At 56.8% G+C, this 18,835-nt stretch carries 17 protein-coding genes; 8 read left to right on the top strand and 9 right to left on the bottom strand.

The features are described from left to right. Positions 1-189 precede the first annotated feature (189 nt). Positions 190-1,989, bottom strand: coding sequence for a DEAD/DEAH box helicase (locus TH2_RS00815; protein WP_008888485.1), 1,800 nt, complete (start codon positions 1,987-1,989; stop codon positions 190-192). Positions 1,990-2,375: 386 nt separating this feature from the next. Here TH2_RS00815 and TH2_RS00820 point away from each other — a divergent pair, with 386 nt between their 5' ends. Next, positions 2,376-4,046 carry a methyl-accepting chemotaxis protein gene (locus TH2_RS00820; RefSeq protein WP_008888486.1) on the top strand — a complete coding sequence of 557 codons (1,671 nt, stop codon included), beginning with the start codon at positions 2,376-2,378 and terminating at the stop codon, positions 4,044-4,046. Between the two features lie 96 nt (positions 4,047-4,142). On the opposite strand, the gene TH2_RS00825 is transcribed toward TH2_RS00820, so the two are convergent. Next, the gene (locus tag TH2_RS00825; RefSeq protein WP_008888487.1) at positions 4,143-4,847 is read right to left on the bottom strand and encodes an SDR family oxidoreductase; all 705 of its coding nucleotides are present in this window, start codon (positions 4,845-4,847) and stop codon (positions 4,143-4,145) included. Positions 4,848-4,967: 120 nt separating this feature from the next. Between TH2_RS00825 and TH2_RS00830 the strand changes: the two genes are divergently transcribed. Then, entirely contained in the window at positions 4,968-5,891 is a 924-nt protein-coding gene (locus tag TH2_RS00830; protein WP_008888488.1) for a LysR substrate-binding domain-containing protein, read from the top strand. Positions 5,892-5,944: 53 nt separating this feature from the next. Here the strand turns inward: TH2_RS00830 and TH2_RS00835 are convergent, their stop codons facing one another. Both TH2_RS00835 and TH2_RS00840 read right to left on the bottom strand, forming a co-directional pair. Beyond that, the gene (locus tag TH2_RS00835; RefSeq protein ID WP_040822211.1) at positions 5,945-6,805 is read right to left on the bottom strand and encodes a prephenate dehydratase; all 861 of its coding nucleotides are present in this window, start codon (positions 6,803-6,805) and stop codon (positions 5,945-5,947) included. A 66-nt stretch (positions 6,806-6,871) separates the two neighbouring features. Then, a complete protein-coding gene (locus tag TH2_RS00840) occupies positions 6,872-7,612 on the bottom strand; it encodes a 3-deoxy-manno-octulosonate cytidylyltransferase (RefSeq protein WP_008888490.1) in 741 nt (246 codons plus the stop codon). A gap of 367 nt (positions 7,613-7,979) precedes the next feature. On the opposite strand from TH2_RS00840, the gene TH2_RS00845 reads away from it, so the two are divergent. From TH2_RS00845 to TH2_RS00860, 4 genes are all read left to right on the top strand, one after another. Then, on the top strand, positions 7,980-8,675 hold the full coding sequence (locus TH2_RS00845) for a c-type cytochrome (RefSeq protein WP_008888491.1): 696 nt from the start codon (positions 7,980-7,982) through the stop codon (positions 8,673-8,675). Positions 8,676-8,881: 206 nt separating this feature from the next. Next, the gene (hisN, locus tag TH2_RS00850) at positions 8,882-9,664 is read left to right on the top strand and encodes a histidinol-phosphatase (protein ID WP_008888492.1); all 783 of its coding nucleotides are present in this window, start codon (positions 8,882-8,884) and stop codon (positions 9,662-9,664) included. A 29-nt stretch (positions 9,665-9,693) separates the two neighbouring features. After that, the gene (locus tag TH2_RS00855; RefSeq protein WP_008888493.1) at positions 9,694-10,509 is read left to right on the top strand and encodes an inositol monophosphatase family protein; all 816 of its coding nucleotides are present in this window, start codon (positions 9,694-9,696) and stop codon (positions 10,507-10,509) included. Positions 10,510-10,593: 84 nt separating this feature from the next. Further along, complete coding sequence (locus TH2_RS00860; protein ID WP_040822397.1) at positions 10,594-11,811, top strand: cation:proton antiporter; 1,218 nt, start codon at positions 10,594-10,596, stop codon at positions 11,809-11,811. Between the two features lie 19 nt (positions 11,812-11,830). On the opposite strand, the gene TH2_RS00865 is transcribed toward TH2_RS00860, so the two are convergent. The 5 genes from TH2_RS00865 to TH2_RS00885 all read right to left on the bottom strand — a co-directional run bounded on the left by TH2_RS00865 (position 11,831) and on the right by TH2_RS00885 (position 16,739). After that, positions 11,831-12,490, bottom strand: a complete 660-nt coding sequence (locus TH2_RS00865; RefSeq protein WP_008888495.1) for a LysE family translocator — start codon at positions 12,488-12,490, stop codon at positions 11,831-11,833. Then, positions 12,487-12,987 carry a DinB family protein gene (locus TH2_RS00870; protein ID WP_008888496.1) on the bottom strand — a complete coding sequence of 167 codons (501 nt, stop codon included), beginning with the start codon at positions 12,985-12,987 and terminating at the stop codon, positions 12,487-12,489. The genes TH2_RS00865 and TH2_RS00870 overlap by 4 nt, the downstream gene beginning before the upstream one ends. A gap of 28 nt (positions 12,988-13,015) precedes the next feature. Continuing rightward, positions 13,016-13,957, bottom strand: coding sequence for a DMT family transporter (locus tag TH2_RS00875; protein ID WP_008888497.1), 942 nt, complete (start codon positions 13,955-13,957; stop codon positions 13,016-13,018). A gap of 126 nt (positions 13,958-14,083) precedes the next feature. Further along, positions 14,084-16,120: a potassium/proton antiporter gene (locus TH2_RS00880; RefSeq protein ID WP_008888498.1), complete on the bottom strand. Its 2,037-nt coding sequence runs from the start codon at positions 16,118-16,120 to the stop codon at positions 14,084-14,086. 157 nt (positions 16,121-16,277) lie between these two features. Next, positions 16,278-16,739 carry an Lrp/AsnC family transcriptional regulator gene (locus tag TH2_RS00885; RefSeq protein WP_008888499.1) on the bottom strand — a complete coding sequence of 154 codons (462 nt, stop codon included), beginning with the start codon at positions 16,737-16,739 and terminating at the stop codon, positions 16,278-16,280. A 166-nt stretch (positions 16,740-16,905) separates the two neighbouring features. On the opposite strand from TH2_RS00885, the gene TH2_RS00890 reads away from it, so the two are divergent. After that, positions 16,906-17,892: a DMT family transporter gene (locus tag TH2_RS00890; RefSeq protein WP_008888500.1), complete on the top strand. Its 987-nt coding sequence runs from the start codon at positions 16,906-16,908 to the stop codon at positions 17,890-17,892. Then, the gene (locus TH2_RS00895; RefSeq protein ID WP_008888501.1) at positions 17,885-18,835 is read left to right on the top strand and encodes a DMT family transporter; all 951 of its coding nucleotides are present in this window, start codon (positions 17,885-17,887) and stop codon (positions 18,833-18,835) included. The genes TH2_RS00890 and TH2_RS00895 overlap by 8 nt, the downstream gene beginning before the upstream one ends.

Below are 18,835 nucleotides of genomic sequence, written 5' to 3' on the forward strand. Positions count from 1 at the left end.
AGGTCTAAACAGATTAATGCTCCAAACCCATGCGCGAAACACAGGCCAAAATAGCGAGGGACCAGCTGTTTCCAGCCGGTCCCCCTTTAACAATATTCCTGTGAAGTGCTGCGCACCGGCATGACGTAAACGTCTATGCCGTTCCCCGGCGCAGCCCCCATACAGTACCCGCAATACAGCGGGGCAGAATTATGCCGAACGGCGTTTCATGCCCTGGTTGCCACCGCGACCCTCGCTGCGACCACCTTCGGCACGACGCGGACGGTCGTTGAAGTCACGACGTGCACCGTCGCGCGCACCGGCACCATCACGGCCACCATCGCGACCACGGAAGTTACCACCACGATCACCACGCGGCTTGTCGGCAAAGCGACGTTCGTCACGGTTGCCGCCTTCACCACGGGGGCGGAAGTTGCCACCGCGGCCGCCACTGCGCTCTTCACGATCGCCGCGCGGTGCACGGTCATCGTTGTCAAAGCGCGGCTTGCGGTCATTGCGGAAATCACCGCCATCACGACGCGGACGATCATTGAAGTCACGACGTGCGCCATCACGGCCACCATCGCGTGCCTCATCACGACCACCGAAACCGCGGGCTGCGCGATCACCTTCGGCGCGGGCACCATCACGGGCACCGTCACGCGGGCCGCCGAAACCACGACCGCGACCACCGTCACGATTGTCACCACGGGCACCATCGCGGCCGCCATCACGACCACCGCCGAAGCCACCACGGCCACGACCGCCATCACGGCCGCCGAAACCACCGCGACCGCCGCCGCCAAAGCCACGACCACCGCGACCACCACGACCGCCAGCACCAGCACCGGCACCGAACGAACGGGGCGGCGGGGCAGCATGGAATTCGTGATCTTCGTCGATATTAACGTCCTGTTTGATCAGGCGTTCGATGTTGCGAAGCAGGCGAATGTCGCGCGGCTCACAGAATGAAATCGCAATACCTTCGGCACTGCCACGACCGGTACGACCGATACGGTGGACATAGCTTTCGGCATCTTGCGGCAGATCATAGTTCACAACGTGGGTAATACCCGGAACGTCGATACCACGTGCAGCAACATCGGTCGCAATCAGAACCGGGAAACTGCCATTGCGGAAGTTACGCAGGATTTTCTGACGGATGCGCTGTTGTTTGTCGCCATGGATAGCATCGCTGTCGATGCCTTCATCGCGCAGCTGGAACGACAGTTCGTCGGCATCTGCCTTGGTTTTGGTAAACACCAGAACGCGTTCGGATTCGTCACGTTTAAGCAGCTGAACCAGAAGCTTGGTCTTGTCGTGACGTTTCACGAACATGCCAACCTGGGTCACGCGCTCGGTCACGCTGGACTGCGGTGCGGTTTCAACCTTGACCGGGTCTTTAAGCAGACGGTCGGTCAGGTGTTTGACTTCCGGCGGCATGGTTGCCGAGAACATCACGGTCTGATGCGCATTCGGAAGCAGTTCAGCAACGGTCAGAACGTCTTCGGAGAAGCCCATGTCAAGCATACGGTCGGCTTCATCAAGGATGAAGACTTCGACATCGTCGAACCGCACAGTATTGCGCGACATATGGTCCAGCAGACGACCCGGGGTCGCAACCAGGATATCAACGCCACGGCGCAGTTCCTGAATCTGCGGGCCCATCGGGGAGCCACCAAAGACAACAGAGGAAAACAGGCGGATGCCTTTTTTGAAATCACGCAGGCACTGGCCGATCTGGGTCGCCAGTTCGCGGGTCGGTGCCAGAATAACCGCGCGCGGCTGACCCGGTTTCGGGCGCTGCGGGTTTTCGGCAAGACGCTGCAGCAACGGCAGGCAGAATGCAGCGGTTTTACCGCCACCCGTATGGGAAATACCCATCAGGTCCTTGCCTTCGAGAAGTGCAGGAATCGTCGCGGCCTGAATTTCGGTCGGCGCGGAGAAACCGGCAGCTTCAACATTGCGCAGCAGGGGCTCGATCAGGTTGAGCCCATTAAAATTCGTCATAAAGGAAAGTCCTTCGTTTATCCGGTCGGCGCCATGTTAACGCCTGTGGGTGCCTGCCCAAACGAAGTCATGACCGGTGCGCGGCAAAGAGCAGCCACTGCGTCGGACCCTGCATGAGAGGCAAATGATGTGAGGCATCGACGTCATCACGCCGAACCCGCCCTCGCCTTTTCATACAGTTCCTGACAGCTCATTCTGTCTTTGCAAGCGAAGGAATGAGCGGGTGATACATGGCGGCGCACAATAAGTCAAACAATCCCGGCGACGATCAGCCATGCAAAAACGCCCACCCCAATGCACCAGACTAAAGTTTCTTTTTAAATTAATCATTTAGAGAAAAAATACATTGTACGCAGTGAGTAACTGCATTTCATAAGGAGACTTCCATGCGGTTTCGCGTTGTCACAGGGATATTTTCCATTCCCGCCATCTGCCTTTTGGTGCTGCTGGCAATTATCGCCACAGTCGCCCTGAACTATCAAACCAGTCTTCGGAATGCGAAATTTGAACAGATTTCGAATTTGACCGAGGGCGCGGTCACCATCGTCAATAATTATATCGCCAAAGCCAAAAGCGGCGAGATGACCGAAGACGAAGCCAAGGCTGCGGCCCTGGATGTGCTCAATGCATACCGGTTTGACGGGCAGAACTATATCTATGCCACCGATTATAATTACTGCATGCAGCTTGATCCGCTGAGCCCGGAAGATGTTGGCAAGTGCAATCCCGACAGCAAGGTGCGCAACATGATTGTTGCCGCAGCCAAGGCGGGCGGGGATGTGATCCTGTATGAAACCAAGAAGCCGGGTGAAGGTGACAAACTGATCGAGAAGGCGGCCTATGTGCGCCCGATCAAGGAATGGAACTGGGCGCTGGGCGCGGGCGTCTATATGGACGATGTTCAGGCAGAATTCATTTCTGTCATGCAGCGCATTGCGATCATTTCCGTCATCGCCATCATCATTGCCGGTGTTTTGTCCTGGCTGGTTGGCACGCGGATCACGCGCAGCATCGTCGGCCTGAACAGCAGCATTCGCACGATTGCCGATGGCGATTACAAGGCACCGGTCGAAACCGATTCTCGGTTCGTTGAAATTGGCGACATGGCCGCCGGTGTTCTGGCACTGCGCGATAAATCCGCACAGGCCCAGCAGCTTGAAGCCGATGCCGCGGTTCAGAAACAAAAAGCCGAAGAAGAACGCCGCAGCAATATCCGCGCCATCGCCGAAAAGCTTGAAAGCGAAGTCGGTGGTATCGCCAAGGCCGTTGATCGTTCGGTTCAACGCAGTGCCGATCTTGCGGTGAGCATGTCACAGAGTGCGGATGGCATTCTGGGCCAGAGCCAGCAGGTGGCATCCGCCGCCGGTGAAGTTTCCCAGAACGTCGATGCAGTTGCCGCCGCGACCGAGGAACTTTCATCCTCGATCACCGAGATCAACGTTCAAATTTCGCAGATGTCGAACACGGTGGAACGGGCAACCGATGAAAGCCAGAGCGCGTCAAATGACGTTGCCGGCCTGTCCGAGACCGTTGAGAAGATCAAGGAAATCATTGGCCTGATCAACGATATTGCCGGTCAGACCAACCTTCTGGCGCTAAACGCGACCATCGAGGCTGCGCGTGCCGGTGAAGCGGGCAAAGGCTTTGCGGTTGTGGCAAACGAGGTCAAAAACCTTGCCACCCAGACGGCCAAGGCGACGGATGAAATCGCCGCCCAGATCAATGACATTGTCGACGGCACGGAACGTGCGGTCACCGGCATTTCGCGGGTTTCGGAAACCATCGAACAGGTCCGAACCGCATCAACCGCAATTGCGGCGGCCATTGAAGAACAGGGTGCGGCAACGCAGGAAATCTCGGGCAATGCCAACCGCAGTGCGGATGGCGTGAAACAGATTTCCCAAAGCGTTGATGAAACCATGAAGAACGCCCAGGGCACGACCAACGATGCCGATGAACTGAAATCAGCATCTGCCGAGCTTTCTGATCGCTCGGCTGAACTGAGCCAGATCATTCATCGTTTCTCGACCGACTTGAAGAACCAAGCCGGGTCGTAAGAACCTGATTTCAAAAAAAGGGCCGGACATTGATTTGTCCGGCCCTTTTTGTGTTTATTGCGTGCTTTTCGGAAAAACCGAGGTCAAGATCATGCGTTACACTGAACGCGTAATCCCGCCATCGACCCGGATATTCTGACCGGTAATGTATCCGGCACCGTCAGAGGCAAGGAATGCAATGGTGGCGGCAATTTCATCGCTTTTGCCATAACGCCCCATCGGCACGCGATTGCGTCGCTCATCCGTTTCCGGCAGGCTGTCGATGAAGCCCGGAAGCACGTTGTTCATGCGGATATTTTCCGCGGCATATTTATCGGCGAACAGTTTGGTAAATGCCGCAAGGCCCGCCCGGAAAACACCGGATGTCGGGAAGACCGGATCCGGTTCAAAGGCGGCAAATGTTGAAATGTTGATGATCACACCACCACCCTGCTTTTGCATGATCGGTGTTACGAGACGGGTCGGGCGCACCGCGTTCAGGAAATAGACTTCCATCCCCGCATGCCAGTCTTCGTCTGTCAGATCCAGCACGGGTTTGCGCGGCCCATGACCGCCAGAATTGACCAGAACATCAATGCGGCCCCATTTCGCCATCGCCAGATCGACCAGTTTCTGAAGGTCATCTTCTGACTGGTTTGAGCCGGTGACACCGATGCCCCCCAGTTCCTTTGCCAGTGCTTCGCCCTTGCCCGACGAGGACAGGATCGCAACCTTATATCCTTCGGCGGCGAGCTTGCGGGCAGCATCCGCACCCATGCCACTGCCACCGGCGGTGATAAGTGCCACTTTTTCTACTGTCATGATTATTCCTTTCCTTGGCATTTTCCGGCCTGAGAAACTATGATATTTTCGAAAAATAAAGCCTTTCAGCGTGCCACACCAATCAGAATTTCATCGTCAAGACTGTAGAAAAACTATTCGATGGATATATCAGAGACACCAACACCGCCCCTGAATGGTCTTCGTGCATTTGATGCCGCAGGACGGTATCTGAATTTCAGGCTGGCGGCGGAAGAACTGGGTGTGACGCAAGGCGCGGTTGCCCAGCAGGTCCGCGGACTTGAGGCCTTTCTGGGGATTACCCTTTTGGATCGCTTGCCACGCGGGCTGAGACTGACGGAAAACGGGCTTCGATTTCATGCCGAGATCAGCCGGGCCTTTGACATCATCCGCACTGCGACGCAAACACTTCAACCGCAATCCACGCATCTGACGATCAGTGTCACCCCGACCTTTGCGGCAAAGTGGCTGATCCCGCGCCTGCCGGATTTCACGGCAGAAAATCCGCATATCGATTTGCGGATTGTTGCGACGGAAAAGACATCGAATTTCCATTCGGATGGTGTTGATTTTGCCGTTCGCCAAACAGGTTCGTCGTTTGCGGCAGGACTTTCTGCGGATTTTTTGTTCGCACATGACATCGTTTCGATTTGCAGTCCCGCACTGCAATCAAAATTGGCTCGAACCCCGGGCATCAACGATCTGGATCAGCTTGTGCTTATTCATGACTCGCACAATTTGTGGCCGGAATATCTGGAACTGGTTTTCGGGCGGAAAGTTTCAGACAAGGCAAAGGCCGTGCGCCTGAACCAGACCAGTCTGGCAATTGATGCGGCCCTGTCGGGCCAAGGCATTGCCCTTGCCAGCCGGTTTCTGGTGGAAAATGATTTAAAGGAAGGCCGGCTTGTCCAGCCCTTTGCCGAGGCCCTGCATGGCGGGTCTGATTTCTATCTTGTTATTCCGCGCCAGAGCAAAAAGTCTGATGCCTGCCGTCAGGTGCGGCAATGGATGCTGAGCCAGGCCGGGCGCAGTTCCCCGACAGATGACAAAAGGGCCGCCCCTTAAAATGGTCGGCCCTTTGGCATTGGCTATGTGGCTTCGGGTATGTGGCTGCGCGCCTATTCCGCCGGAAGATTGTTTTCCTTGCGGAAGGAGTGTGCTGGATAAACACCCAGAATGCGGACTTCGTGCGAGAAGAATTGCAGTTCTTCCAGCGCGTGACGCAGGCCAAGCTGTTCGGGGTGGGCTTCGACCTCGGCAAAGAACTGGGTCGCGGTGAAGTGACCTTCGACCATGTAGCTTTCAAGCTTGGTCATGTTGATGCCGTTGGTGGCAAAACCACCGAGTGCCTTATATAGGGCTGCCGCGACGTTGCGCACGCGGAAGACAAAGCTTGTCACCACCGGGGTGCCGTCATTGGGAATGTCGAGCGGTTCACGGGCCAGAATGATAAAGCGCGTGGTATTGTGTTCGGCGTCTTCGACCTCGGTCCGGAGCACATCAAGACCATAAATCTCGGCTGCCAGCACCGGTGCGATGGCGGCAATCGATTTATCGCCGCGATCAGCGACTTCCTTGGCACAGCCCGCGGTATCGGGTCCGACCACGGCATTCACACCGAGTTCCTTGCGCAATTTGCGGCATTGGCCAAGCGCGTGAACGTGGCTGTGGATTTCCTTGATGTCTTCGATCTTCGTACCCGGTACGCCAACCAGCGCATGGTTAATGCGCAGGAAGGTTTCACCAATAATATGCACACCGGATTCAGGCAGGATGTGGTGCACGTCGGCGACACGCCCGGCCAGTGTGTTATCAATCGGGATCACGGCCAGATCGACATCGCCATCTTCGAGTGCGCTAAAGGCGCCTTCAAAGGTCCTGTACGGTACTGTCGTTGCACCCGGAAAGGCGCGACGGGCTGCCTGATCTGAATAGGCACCGTGCATTCCCTGAAAAGCGATCCTTTGTTGCGCAGTCATCTGGCTGTTTCCTGAGTTGGTCAATTTAGATTATGAACTTAAAGCACTTGGTGGCTGGTTCCGCAACTATGCACCCAGCACTTCGCGCGCGCGTTCAAGGTCTTCTTGTGTATCAACACCGAGCGGCACGCCATCCACAACGGCGACCGCAATCACCATGCCGTTTTCAAGCGCGCGCAGCTGTTCAAGCTTTTCACGTTGTTCGAGTTCTGCCGGGGGCAGGGAAACGAACCGATCAAGGGCGGCACGGCGATAGGTATAAAGACCGATGTGATGATAAAGCGGCCCGTCACCATAAGGTGCGGTTGCCCGGGTGAAATAAAGGGCGCGGGCGACACGCCCGGAACCAAAGGCCGCGACAGCCTTGACCACATTGGGGTTGGTGCGTTCTTCGTCGCGTTTGATTTCAGCGGCCAAAGTCGCGATATCGACATTCGGGTCAGTGAGCGGTTCAAACACCGCGCGGATGTCGGCGGCATCAATCGTCGGCAGATCCCCCTGCACATTGACCACGGCATCAAACTTGCCTTCCGGGTCGAAGGTCTGGAGCGCCTGATGCACGCGGTCCGATCCGCTGGGCAGATCGGGATCGGTCAGAACGGCAATACCCCCGGCAGCCGTGACCGCATCGGCAATTTCCTGTTCGGCGCAGGCGACCAGAACCGGACCGATTCCGGCCTCCGTCGCGCGACGCCAAACCTGAACGATCATGGGTTCGCCACAGATATCGGCAAGCGGCTTATTGGGCAACCGCGTGGACGCCATGCGGGCGGGAATTACAACAACAGGATTGCGCGGGGTCGACATTTCTTCACTCCGGCCGGGCATAAGTTATGGGGCACAAATCACCTGTTCTTTGATCTTGCGCAAAGCGTGGTGTGAACAAGCAGTGGCAGAACACAGGTTCTTAATCGGCGCGACATTAGCCGGTTTTGGTGCGGCGACGAAAGACGGAATCGCGTTTTGCAGAACACTAGACGAAAGTTCTAAGGCAAGCTTGTTCACCTTGGTGTTTAAGAAAGGTTGATGCAAATCGCTGAAACGTATAGTTTCCCACCAACCAGTTTTGCCAGCGGTGACATGTGTGTTTCTCTTGATCGAGGATTGCCGGGAACGCATGGGTAGAACACAAAGATAAAACCTGAGAGTGATTAGGCTGTAACGGGGTCCCGTCATGAACACGATGGAAATCAACAAGATCGTCGCCGGCGTTATTTGTGCTGTGCTTCTGGTAGTGGTTGTCGGCAAGGTCGGCAGCGCACTGGTCAGTCCTGAAGAACTGGAAGCACCGGTATATCCGTTCTCCGAAGATGTGATGGCGGGTGCAAATGCCCCTGCTGCTGCACCGGCAGAACCGGCAGGCCCGGAACCGATTCTTGCCATGCTGGCCTCGGCCGACATGGGTGAAGGCGAGAAAGTCTTCAAAAAATGCGCATCCTGCCATGACGTCGAAAAAGGCGGCCCGAACAAAACCGGTCCGAACCTTTATGGCATCGTTGGTGCCGCGTTCGCGCACAAGGATGACTTCTCCTATTCTGACGGGATGGCCAACCATGGTGGCACCTGGGGCTTTGAGGAGCTAAACGAGTTCCTGTACAAGCCGCGCGACTACATCGATGGCACCAAAATGAGCTTTGGCGGTCTGAAAAAGGCCGAAGATCGTGCCGCGGTTATTGCCTGGCTGAACACCAAGTCTGACAACCCGGTTGCGCTTCCGGATCCGGCAGCGGTTGAAGCCGCCCAGGCCGCAGAAGAAGCCGTTGACGAAGCCGCCGAAGCGGTTGAGGAAACCGTTGATGATGCAGCCGCCGCCGTTGAAGGTGCAGTTGAGGAAGCTGGCGACGCTGTTGACGCGGCCACCGCGCAGTAAGCACGCAGCCAAAGACATCGCCTGACCGAGATTTATGGTCAGCACAGAACATGCAGGGGACAGGAAACTGTCCCCTGTTTGCGTTTGGGGGTTTGTCGTTTGGGACTTTATATATGGCGTCCTTGCCTTCTGGGCCCAAAGCGGAAATAGTACCGGCCATAACCATACCCCGCCGCCAGACATCAACCGCCTGCAGGAATGCCTTTATGGAAAATCTCGATCCGTTTTTGGAAATCGCCCACAAACTGGCCGATGCCGCACGCCCGGTCGTGCGCAAATATTACCGCACCCCGGTCGCGGTCGATGTGAAGGCCGATGACAGCCCGGTGACGATTGCCGACCGCGAGGTCGAACGCACCATGCGCGATATCCTGAATGCCGAACTGCCCGATCACGGCATCCTGGGCGAGGAACATGGCCGGGAAAATACCGATGCGGAATATGTCTGGGTGCTGGATCCGATTGACGGCACCAAATCGTTTATTTCCGGCAAGCCGAGCTTTGCGACCCTGATTGCGCTTTGCCATAAGGGCACCCCGGTTCTGGGCATTATTGATCAGGCGATCACCGATGAACGCTGGGTCGGCGTGATGGGGCAGGCCAGCACGATGAATGGCGTTGAGATCAGCGCACGCGAATGCGAAGACCTGAAAAGTGCGACGTTCTTTACCACCGCGCCCGAACTGTTTAAGGGCGATGCCGCCAAGGCCTATCAGGCGGTTTCGAAAACCTGCCGGGTGCCGATGTATGGCGTTGATGCCTATGCCTATGGCCTGACCGCCCTTGGTCTGGCCGACACGGTGGTTGAGATCGGGCTTCAGGCGTATGATTTTTGTGCACTTGTCCCGGTTGTCGAGGGTGCGGGTGGTGTGATGACCGACTGGGCGGGCAAGCCGCTTCATATCGATAGTGCGGGTGATGTGGTTGCCAGTGGCGATGCCCGTTGCCATCAGGATGTTCTGGCGACGATCAAGGCCGCGATGGCCTGACAGCCTTCATTGCCGGGACGCCCCACCAGATGACAGACCTTGCCGACACAGGATATCCGATGACCAACGACCACCCGTTTCTTGCCATGGCCCACAAGCTTGCCGATGCAGCGCGCCCGGTTTTGCAAAGCTATTACCGCCGGCCGCTTGAGATCGATGAAAAGGGTGATGCCAGCCTTGTGACCGATGCCGATCGCGCGATCGAGCGCACCATGCGCGACCTGATCAATGAGGAACTTCCCGACCATGGCATTCTGGGCGAGGAATACGGGCCGGAAAACCTTGATGCCGAATATGTCTGGATCCTTGATCCGATTGACGGCACCAAGTCGTTTATCACCGGCAAGCCCAGCTTCAATACCCTGATCGCGCTGTGCCGCAATGGCAAGCCGGTACTGGGTGTGATTGATCAGGCGATTTTGGATGAACGCTGGATCGGGGTTGAAGGGCAACCAACGACGCTAAATGGCAATGTGGTCAAGGCGCGTGAATGCCAACGCCTGAAAGATGCCACCATTTTCACCACCGGGCCGGACCTTTTCATCGAGCCAAAGGCAATTGCTGGATATGAGGCGGTCTTTGGGGCCGCTAGGCAGCCGATTTACGGTATTGATTCATATGGCTATGGCCTGATTGCCATGGGGTTTGGCGATGTGTTGGTGGAATCCAACCTGCAACCCTATGATTTCTGTGCCGCCGTGCCGGTGATCGAGGGTGCGGGCGGGATCATTACCGATTGGGAAGGCCAAGCCCTTACGATGCACAGTGGCGATCTGGTGATTGCCAGTGGTGACAGCCGCGCCCATGCCGAGGGGTTGGCGGTTTTGCAAAAGGCCATCGCGTAAGGCCGTGTGATACCTTAAACATTTGGCGATCCGCGACCTTTGGGGCAGACTACCCCGGATCAGGGCAACAAGTTGGGCAGCGCCATGTTTGAATGGGTGATCATTCTTTTTCTCGGCTCCGGGCTGGTGTACGGCCTGCAATCGCGCCGCCTGCAACGCCGCAATATTTCATCGCCGATGATGATGGTTCTGACCGGGATGCTGGTTGCCCTGCCGCTGGGCATCTGGCACAGCGCACCGATGGATGCGCTTTCGGGCAGCATTCATTTTGCCACCGGCTTTGCCGAGATGACGCTTGCGATCATTTTGTTTCTCGATGCGGCGGTGCTCGATTACCGCAAGGAAAGTGCGGCACGCAATATCGCGATCCGCTTGCTTTTGATCGGGTTGCCGCTGACCATCGGGGTGACGTGGGCGTTTATTGTCGGGCTTGATGCGTCTATCGGGTTGGTGCCAGCCCTGATCCTTGCGCTTATTGTCAGCCCGACCGATGCCGCCCTTGGCCGACCCGTCCTTGAAAACAAGGGCGTGCCCGAACCGGTGCGCCAGGGCATCAATATTGAAAGCGGGCTGAATGACGGGCTGGTCCTGCCGGTCTTTACCACCGCGGTTTTGCTGGAAGCCAATCTTCTGAGCAACGGACATCAGGGCTGGATCGCCGAGGCGGTGCTTGAGATTTCAATCGGGGCGGTGATCGGGGTGGTCAGTGGTTATGTCATTGGTCAGGTGGTCAATCACGCGGTCAAGAACAGGACCATCGTTGCGCGGTTTGAAAGGTTGCTGGGCGTTCTGGCCGCCCTTTTCATTTTCCTGCTGGCCGAGGAATTGGGCGGCAATGGCTTTGTCGCGGCCTTTGCCGGCGGGCTTGCGCTTAATATCTCAAGCGACAAGGTCAAGAACGCAATTGAAAGCTTTGGCGAGGCCGAGTCAGAGCTTCTGACCATGCTGACATTCTTTGTCTTTGGCCTGATCGTTGTGCCGGCACTTTATGAAAGCTGGACCTGGACGATGCTGCTGTTTTCGATTGCAAGCCTTGCTGTCCTGCGTCCGCTTTGTGTGTGGATCTGCATGATCGGCAGTCCCTATAGCCTGGGCGAAAAGCTTTATATCGGCTGGTTCGGGCCACGCGGGATCGCCTCGGTGATTTATATGCTGATCATGGCGACGATGATTGATCCGGGCGCATTCAAACCACTATTCGCCGCCGGAACCATGATTGTCTGCATCAGCGTGGTTGCCCATGGCATTACCGCTGCCCCGGCATCGCGGGCATTGGTCAGCTATCTGGCGCGGAAATCCTGAGAACAGCTGAGTTTTCAAGCTATTGCTGAGAAATGGCAAGACGGATGCCAAGGGCGATGAACATGCCGCCAAGGGCGCGGTTCAACCAGGCGCCAAGCTTGCGACTGCCCTTGATCCGGCCCGCAGCCGAGGCCACGGCCAACACCAGCATGCCTTCCACCACAAAGGCGATCAGAAGCACCATCAGGCCGAGTACGAGAAACTGCACCGCGCCATTGCCACGGCTTGGATCAATGAATTGCGGCAGGAAGGCCATGAAGAAAATCGCCACCTTGGGATTGAGCACATCAATCATCACCCCCTGACGCCAGGCGCCAAAGGCGGTCATCGGTTTGGTCGAAATCGGGGCGGCCGGTTCAGCCGATTGCGCATCACTTTCGGATTTGGCAAAGCTGCTGCGCAAGGCGCCGATGCCAAGCCACACCAGATAGGCCACCCCGATCCATTTGACGATGGCAAAGGCCAGCGCCGAGGTGGCAAGAATGGCCGACAGGCCAAAAGTTGCCGCCAGAACATGGACAAAGGCACCTGAAATCACGCCAAGCGATGAAAACAGGCCGATCTTGCGGCCATGCACCGCGGTTTGCCCGACAATATAGGCCATGTCCGGCCCCGGCGAGATATTGAGCAACAGGGCCGCGATCAGAAACGGCGTATAGGCAACGAGAAGTTCGATCATCGCAACTGATCCCGGGCGAAAAAGACCAGATCAATCTCAAGCGGGCCTAATCCGGCCTCGATCAGCATGTTGGACAGCTGCCCACGATGATGGGTCTGATGATTGAACATATGCGCCAAAACCAGATCGCGCGGCATGGTATAGGCATCACCCGCGACCGAGTGATAGGTCAGATCGGCGGTTACCTCGGCGTCGGTCAGGCCGTTGGTGAATTCAATGATCGCCTGATCTTCGGCCACGCGGGCGTGGCGGAGTTCATCGAACTTTTCATAAAGCACCGTGTTGAGCGGCATGGCCACGGGACTGCCGAGCAGGCGGCTCATCCAGATGCGATCAGCCACCAGGATATGATTGAGCGTGCGCAGGATCGACGGGAAGAAGGCCGTGCGCGGGGCATCGAGTTCGGCCGCAGGCAATTTCGCGCAAAGCCCGTAGGCCTTTGTGTTGGCCCAGAGATTATATTGCGCCATGCGTTCGAAATAAGCCGCACCGTTCATCTTGTTACTCCGTCGTCAGGCATCACGATCAGGGCTTCGCTGTCGGGTTTGTTGCGCAAGTTGGCGATACCGGCGCAACCTGTTCAAGCACCTTGGTCGCCGGTTTGGGAACCCGTTTGGTCAGAATAACCACGTTGCCCACCAATGTCAGCGCCACACCCCAGATTATATTGCCCGTCCAGTGGAAATCCTCAAACCAGGTCGACAGCAACAGGGCAACAATCGGGAACATCACCGAACTATAGGCGGCACGATCCGGCCCGATCTTGCCCAAAAGTGTCAGATAGAAGCCAAAGCCCAGAACCGATCCGAACAGGGCAAGATAAACCAAAGCGGCCAAGAAGCTGGCACTGGTATCAAACGACACCGGGATCCCGGCAAGGGCGATATAGCCAAACAGCAAGACCGTGCCATAAAGCATGCCATAAGCATTGGCCTGCATGACCGGTACGCCGCGCGCATGGTTGCGTGCGGACGCCATATTGCCAAGCGATGCGATGTAAGCCCCCGCAAGGGAGACCAGAAGCCCGATGCTACCGCCCGTGGTCAGATCGAAGGCGGCCAGATCATTGGCAAACACCATGGCGATCCCGGTAAGGCCAATCCCGGCCCCGATCAGGGTGCGGGTTTCGGGACGGCGGCGGAAAAAGATCACGCCATTAATCATATTCATGATGACGATGGTTGAAAACACCACCGCCAGAAGCCCGGAGGTCAGATGGATACTGGCGACATAGATCAGGACATAGTTCAGCGAAAACAGACAGACGCCCAGAACCGCCATGAAGAAATGATCACGCAACGTAAAGCGCATCGGCAAACGGCGCAGGCCACACCAGGCCATCAAAATCAGCGTTGCCAAGGCAAAGCGATAGGCGACGGCGACTTCGGGGGCGACCGAAAGCTGATACTGAATGGCGATCCAAGTCGATCCCCAGATCAAGACAACTGCTGCATAAAGACCGAACATGGCCCAAGGACTCCAAAAGAATTGAAGCCACAATTTAGGGCAGTTCAGAACCGACACCAAACCAGCTTTTTTGATCCTGCCATTAGCCAAACTAATCCAAAGACCGGAAATCTAATGCATAGCCGATCAGGATTTTTTCGACCGACCTGCTTTGCCGGGCTTTTTGCTGCTGTCTTCTTCTGGTTCGGGGGTTTCAGCACCATCTTCGGGCGTGTCACCAGCCGTGTCGTCAGCCATATCTTCGATCATGTCATCGGATGCATCAGGCACGTCGGGTGTCTCAGTCACATCGGCCTCGTCTGAGCCATCATCAAGCTGCTTGGCCGTTGATGATGTCTGATCGCTGAGCGCTGCGTTTTTTTCGGCGCGTTTGCGTTTCTGCCAGTCTTTCCAGATTGCCAGCAATTCGCTGCGCGACTGGAAGATCGGAATGCGGCGTTTGGGTTTGGCTTTTTGTTGTTCAACCGCCAAGCCGACCTCGAGCACGCCATGTTCATCATCGGTGCGGCGCACGATCAGTTCCACCGTGCCATAGGGCATGCGATCACCGAGTTCGAGATCACCGGGCAGATCGCGTTCGAGGATTTCGGCCACGGTGCGTTCGGTGTCATCAGCGTCGACGGCAAAGCCATAGAGACGACCAATATCGGCAATCCGGGTATCGGCCGGGAAGCTGAAATCACCAAACAGTTCGACGTCATTGGCCCCCTCGGCGGGACCAGCAAAGAGCTGATCGAGCAGTTCGACATGCTTGGGCGGGGTAATGATATAGACCTGATCACCGCCCTGAACCGGCCCGGCAGAATGCGGGCGCAGTGATGCACCATCACGCAGGATCAGGCTTGGCCGTGCCCAGCGCGGAATACGATGGCCGGTGGCAACGGCACTGGCTTCGTGGACGCGATAGACAACGATTTCCTGATTGGCATTGCCGGGCAATTCAAGATCAATACGATCCACCGGGCCATGGCGAGCCGGCACAATGATGCCCAGCCAATGCGCCATCCGCCGGATCGTCCAGCCCTGCAACAGAAGCGATGTGATCACGACAATAAAGGCGGTGTTAAACAAGAGCTGCCCTTCGGGCACGCCTTCGACCATCGGCACAATGGCAAGCAGGATGGACACCGCCCCGCGCAAGCCGACCCATGAAATAAAGGCGGTGTCATTGCGCGAGAAGTTAAAGAACATCAGGCACAGCCAGACCGCCACCGGACGGGCGACAAACACCAGAACCAGCGCCAGAATGACGCCCGGAAGGACAACCGTGCCAAATTCGGACGGGGTGGCGAGCAGCCCCAAGGTGACAAACATCGCGATCTGGGCAAGCCAGGTGGTGACATGCTGAAAACGCCGGACGCCGACGCTCATCTTCATGTTGCTGTTCCCGGCATAAAGACCCGCGACATAAACCGCCAAAAAGCCACTGCCGCCGAGAATACTGGTCGCGCCAAACAGGCTGAGTGCCAACGCCATGGTAATGATCGGCACCAGTCCCGGTTCAAGTTTGACCCGGTTGATCATCCAGACCAGCGCATAACCACCCGCAAGGCCGAAAATCGCGCCAAGTCCGATCTGAAGGATGAAGCGTTGCAGGAGTTCAAGCGCGATGTTTTCGCCACCGCCGAGGATAATGAGCTCGACCAGCGAGATCGTCAGAAACACCGCCATCGGATCGTTCGAGCCAGACTCAACTTCAAGCGTGCTGCGCGTGCGATCGCGCAGATTGATCCCGCCAACGCGCAAAAGGAAAAACACTGCCGCCGCATCGGTTGAACTGACAATCGCCCCAAATAGAAGTGCGACCAGCCAAGGCACATCAAGCACCAGCCAGGTTACCCCGCCAATGACCCCGGTGGTAATCAACACCCCGAAAGTTGCCAGAACAAGCGATGGTCCGGCCGCGATTTTTAAGGTTCGGAGCTGGGTTTCAAAGCCACTGTCAAACAGGATCAGGGCGAGCGCGATGGAGCCGATGAAATAGGCAAGCGGCGCATTGTCGAACATGATGCCGCCAATGCCATCCTCGCCCGCTGCCAGGCCGACAAACAGAAACACCAACAGCAAGGGCGCGCCGACCCGGAAGCTGACCAGACTGGTGAAAACAGCCACCACCACCAGAATCGATGCAATCAGGATCACCAGATTCATCGATTCAATCATTTCGGGGGCTCCTATGTCGGGACATCAGAATGGGTTTGGCGGGTTACGCGCGCAGTACTATCACATAGTGATACTTAGGAAATGATGACCGGCAATGCCATCTCCCCCCGATGACTGATCAAAATTATCCTGAAACTGTAAAGTCAGGCACGGTCCCCTATTCGTGGTCGGCCTGCGCCGGAACAAATAGGGTTTCCTTGGCCGTGGACAAGGCAATTTCCGGCAGAACTTCGACCACGCCGGGCATTTCCTTGATCGTGTCGGAAATGAAGGATTCCAGATGGCCGGTATCGCGCAGGCGCAGTTTGACGAGAAAATCAAAGCGCCCGGTCATGTGATGGCATTCCAGCACTTCATCGGCCTTGATCAGGGATTTGACCAGCTTCTTGTTGCCCTTGGCCGGGTCGGTGCGCAGCCAGACCATTGCGGTCAAGGCACGGCCAATGGCGTGCGGATCAACCGAAATGCGATAGGCCTGAATAATCCCCTGTTCGCGCAGCTTGCGCACACGATCATTCACCGCAGAAACAGACAGCCCGACCTTTGTTCCCAGAACCGAATAGGACAGTGATGCGTCTTCCTGCAGGATGTCGATCAGTTTGCGATCAATTGCATCCATTTATCTTCCCCCTGAATGGATTTTGCTGATTGCCTTGATCTTACACGAAAAACCGGAAGGCGCGAACTGTTCACCACAACTTGCGGGTTACGCCCCCGGAAGGCTTAACCATGAAAGTGTGGTTAGACTGGATTTTTTCCAGAGAGCTGCGTAAAGCTAGGTAATAATGAATTCGCCCCGTGTCACGTCTGATAATGCAGCCCTGATGGGCGCCCTGTTGATGATCAGTGCTGCAATGTGTTTTGCGGTAATGGCGGTTTTTATCCGCTATGTCACAGCAGACCTGCATCCGTTCGAGGCATCGTTTTTCCGTAACCTGTTCGGACTGCTGCCAATGGTGCCGTGGATGGTGCGCCATGGCGCGAGCGGATTAAAGACCGAGCGGTTCAAGCTGCATTTTCTGCGCGGGGTGCTGGGTTTCGGGGCGATGTCGTGCATTTTCACCGCCCTTTCGCTGTCGCCCGCCGCACAGGTCATTGCGATCAACTTTACCCTGCCGATCCTGACCACGGTGCTGGCCGCCGTGGTGGTGCGCGAAACCGTGCGCGCGCGGCGCTGGAGCGCGATTGCCATTGGCTTTGTCGGGGCGATGATTGTGATCCGTCCGTTTGGCCAAAGCTTTGAGACCGGTGCGATCCTGGCCCTTGGCGCGACGGTTTTCATGGCGTGCGCGATGACCACGGTCAAGATGCTGTCACGGACCGAAAGTGCCAATGCCATCGTGACCTGGATGGGCCTGATCATGACGCCGCTGTCGCTGATCCCGGCGCTGATATACTGGCAGGGACCGAGCATGTGGCAATTGTTCATCCTGTTGATCATTGCCGTGACCGGAACCGCGGGGCAGCAATTGCTGGTGCGTGCCTATCGCACGGCCGATCAGTCCTATGTCATGATCTTTGATTTCCTGCGCCTGCCCTTTGTTGCGGCCTTGGCCTATGTGATGTTTGGCGAGGTGGTTGATTTCTGGACCTGGGCCGGGGCAGCCCTGATCATTGGATCAGCACTTTATATCGCGCGGCGTGAGGCGGTTCTGGCCAAACGGGCCAAGAGGGAAGCCAGCATGCCGACCACGGCCCCCGCCGATCCGCAAGCCATCCCGGTAACCCGCGTTGATCGGGATGCCCCCGCAAAGGACAAGCCCGATGCGTGAATGGTTTAACGGACTTCCGCCCTATTTGCAGGCAACCGCCTTTGGCCTGATGGCATCGATCAGTGCGGCGATCTTTTCGGTGTTTGTCCGCCTTGCGACGGAGCATATCGATCCGTTGCAGGCAGTGTTTTTGCGCAATTTCTTTGGGCTTTTGTTCATCGCACCGATTGCGTTGCGGGCGGGATTAACGCCGCTTAAGACCAAGCGTTTTCCGATGTTCTGCCTGCGTGCGGTTCTGTCGATGGGGGCGATGAGTTTCTGGTTTTCGGCGATTGCCTATATGCCGCTGGCCGAGGCAACGGCGCTTAATTTCACCGTGCCACTGTTTGGCACCATCCTTGCCGCGATCTTTTTGGGTGAGAAAGTTCGCAAATACCGGATTGCCGCCTTGCTGGTTGGTTTTGGCGGCGTGCTGGTGATCATCCGGCCGGGCAGCGAAACCGTGCAACTGGCAAGCCTGCTTCCGATTGCCGCCGCGATTTGCATGGCCAGTGCGGGATTGACGATCAAGTCACTTTCGCGGACCGAAAACCCGACCGCCATCATCCTTTACATGATGATGCTGACCACGCCGCTGACCCTGATCCCGGCATTGTTTGTCTGGCAGACGCCGAGCCTTGAGGTGCTTGGCCTGATGGTGGCGGGCGCGTTCATGGCCAACATCACCCAGCTTTGTAATACCAACGCCTTTCGGGTTTATGATTATAGCTTTGTGATCGGGTTTAATTACCTGCGCCTGCCCTTTGTTGTCGGTATCGCCCTGGTGATGTTTGGCGAAGTGCCGGAAATCTGGCTGGTGCCGGGTGCCGCCCTGATTATCGGGTCAGCGCTTTATATCGCGCGGCGTGAGGCCAAGCTTAACCGCGAAGCCAACCGGATCAAACGCGGGCTTTCGGCCACCGCAAGCGATCTTGACCCGCCGCCGTCCAACAGGAAGTCGTGA

Source organism: Thalassospira profundimaris WP0211 (assembly GCF_000300275.1).
Taxonomy (GTDB): domain Bacteria; phylum Pseudomonadota; class Alphaproteobacteria; order Rhodospirillales; family Thalassospiraceae; genus Thalassospira; species Thalassospira profundimaris.

What these genes read in the sequence shown, in the direction of transcription:
- TH2_RS00815 (WP_008888485.1), bottom strand. Translation starts at nt 1,989, where the DNA reads ATGACGAATTTTAATGGGCTCAACCTGATCGAGCCCCTGCTGCGCAAT.
- TH2_RS00820 (WP_008888486.1), top strand. Translation starts at nt 2,376, where the DNA reads ATGCGGTTTCGCGTTGTCACAGGGATATTTTCCATTCCCGCCATCTGC.
- TH2_RS00825 (WP_008888487.1), bottom strand. Translation starts at nt 4,847, where the DNA reads ATGACAGTAGAAAAAGTGGCACTTATCACCGCCGGTGGCAGTGGCATG.
- TH2_RS00830 (WP_008888488.1), top strand. Translation starts at nt 4,968, where the DNA reads ATGGATATATCAGAGACACCAACACCGCCCCTGAATGGTCTTCGTGCA.
- TH2_RS00835 (WP_040822211.1), bottom strand. Translation starts at nt 6,805, where the DNA reads ATGACTGCGCAACAAAGGATCGCTTTTCAGGGAATGCACGGTGCCTAT.
- TH2_RS00840 (WP_008888490.1), bottom strand. Translation starts at nt 7,612, where the DNA reads ATGTCGACCCCGCGCAATCCTGTTGTTGTAATTCCCGCCCGCATGGCG.
- TH2_RS00845 (WP_008888491.1), top strand. Translation starts at nt 7,980, where the DNA reads ATGAACACGATGGAAATCAACAAGATCGTCGCCGGCGTTATTTGTGCT.
- hisN (WP_008888492.1), top strand. Translation starts at nt 8,882, where the DNA reads ATGGAAAATCTCGATCCGTTTTTGGAAATCGCCCACAAACTGGCCGAT.
- TH2_RS00855 (WP_008888493.1), top strand. Translation starts at nt 9,694, where the DNA reads ATGACAGACCTTGCCGACACAGGATATCCGATGACCAACGACCACCCG.
- TH2_RS00860 (WP_040822397.1), top strand. Translation starts at nt 10,594, where the DNA reads ATGTTTGAATGGGTGATCATTCTTTTTCTCGGCTCCGGGCTGGTGTAC.
- TH2_RS00865 (WP_008888495.1), bottom strand. Translation starts at nt 12,490, where the DNA reads ATGATCGAACTTCTCGTTGCCTATACGCCGTTTCTGATCGCGGCCCTG.
- TH2_RS00870 (WP_008888496.1), bottom strand. Translation starts at nt 12,987, where the DNA reads ATGAACGGTGCGGCTTATTTCGAACGCATGGCGCAATATAATCTCTGG.
- TH2_RS00875 (WP_008888497.1), bottom strand. Translation starts at nt 13,957, where the DNA reads ATGTTCGGTCTTTATGCAGCAGTTGTCTTGATCTGGGGATCGACTTGG.
- TH2_RS00880 (WP_008888498.1), bottom strand. Translation starts at nt 16,120, where the DNA reads ATGATTGAATCGATGAATCTGGTGATCCTGATTGCATCGATTCTGGTG.
- TH2_RS00885 (WP_008888499.1), bottom strand. Translation starts at nt 16,739, where the DNA reads ATGGATGCAATTGATCGCAAACTGATCGACATCCTGCAGGAAGACGCA.
- TH2_RS00890 (WP_008888500.1), top strand. Translation starts at nt 16,906, where the DNA reads ATGAATTCGCCCCGTGTCACGTCTGATAATGCAGCCCTGATGGGCGCC.
- TH2_RS00895 (WP_008888501.1), top strand. Translation starts at nt 17,885, where the DNA reads ATGCGTGAATGGTTTAACGGACTTCCGCCCTATTTGCAGGCAACCGCC.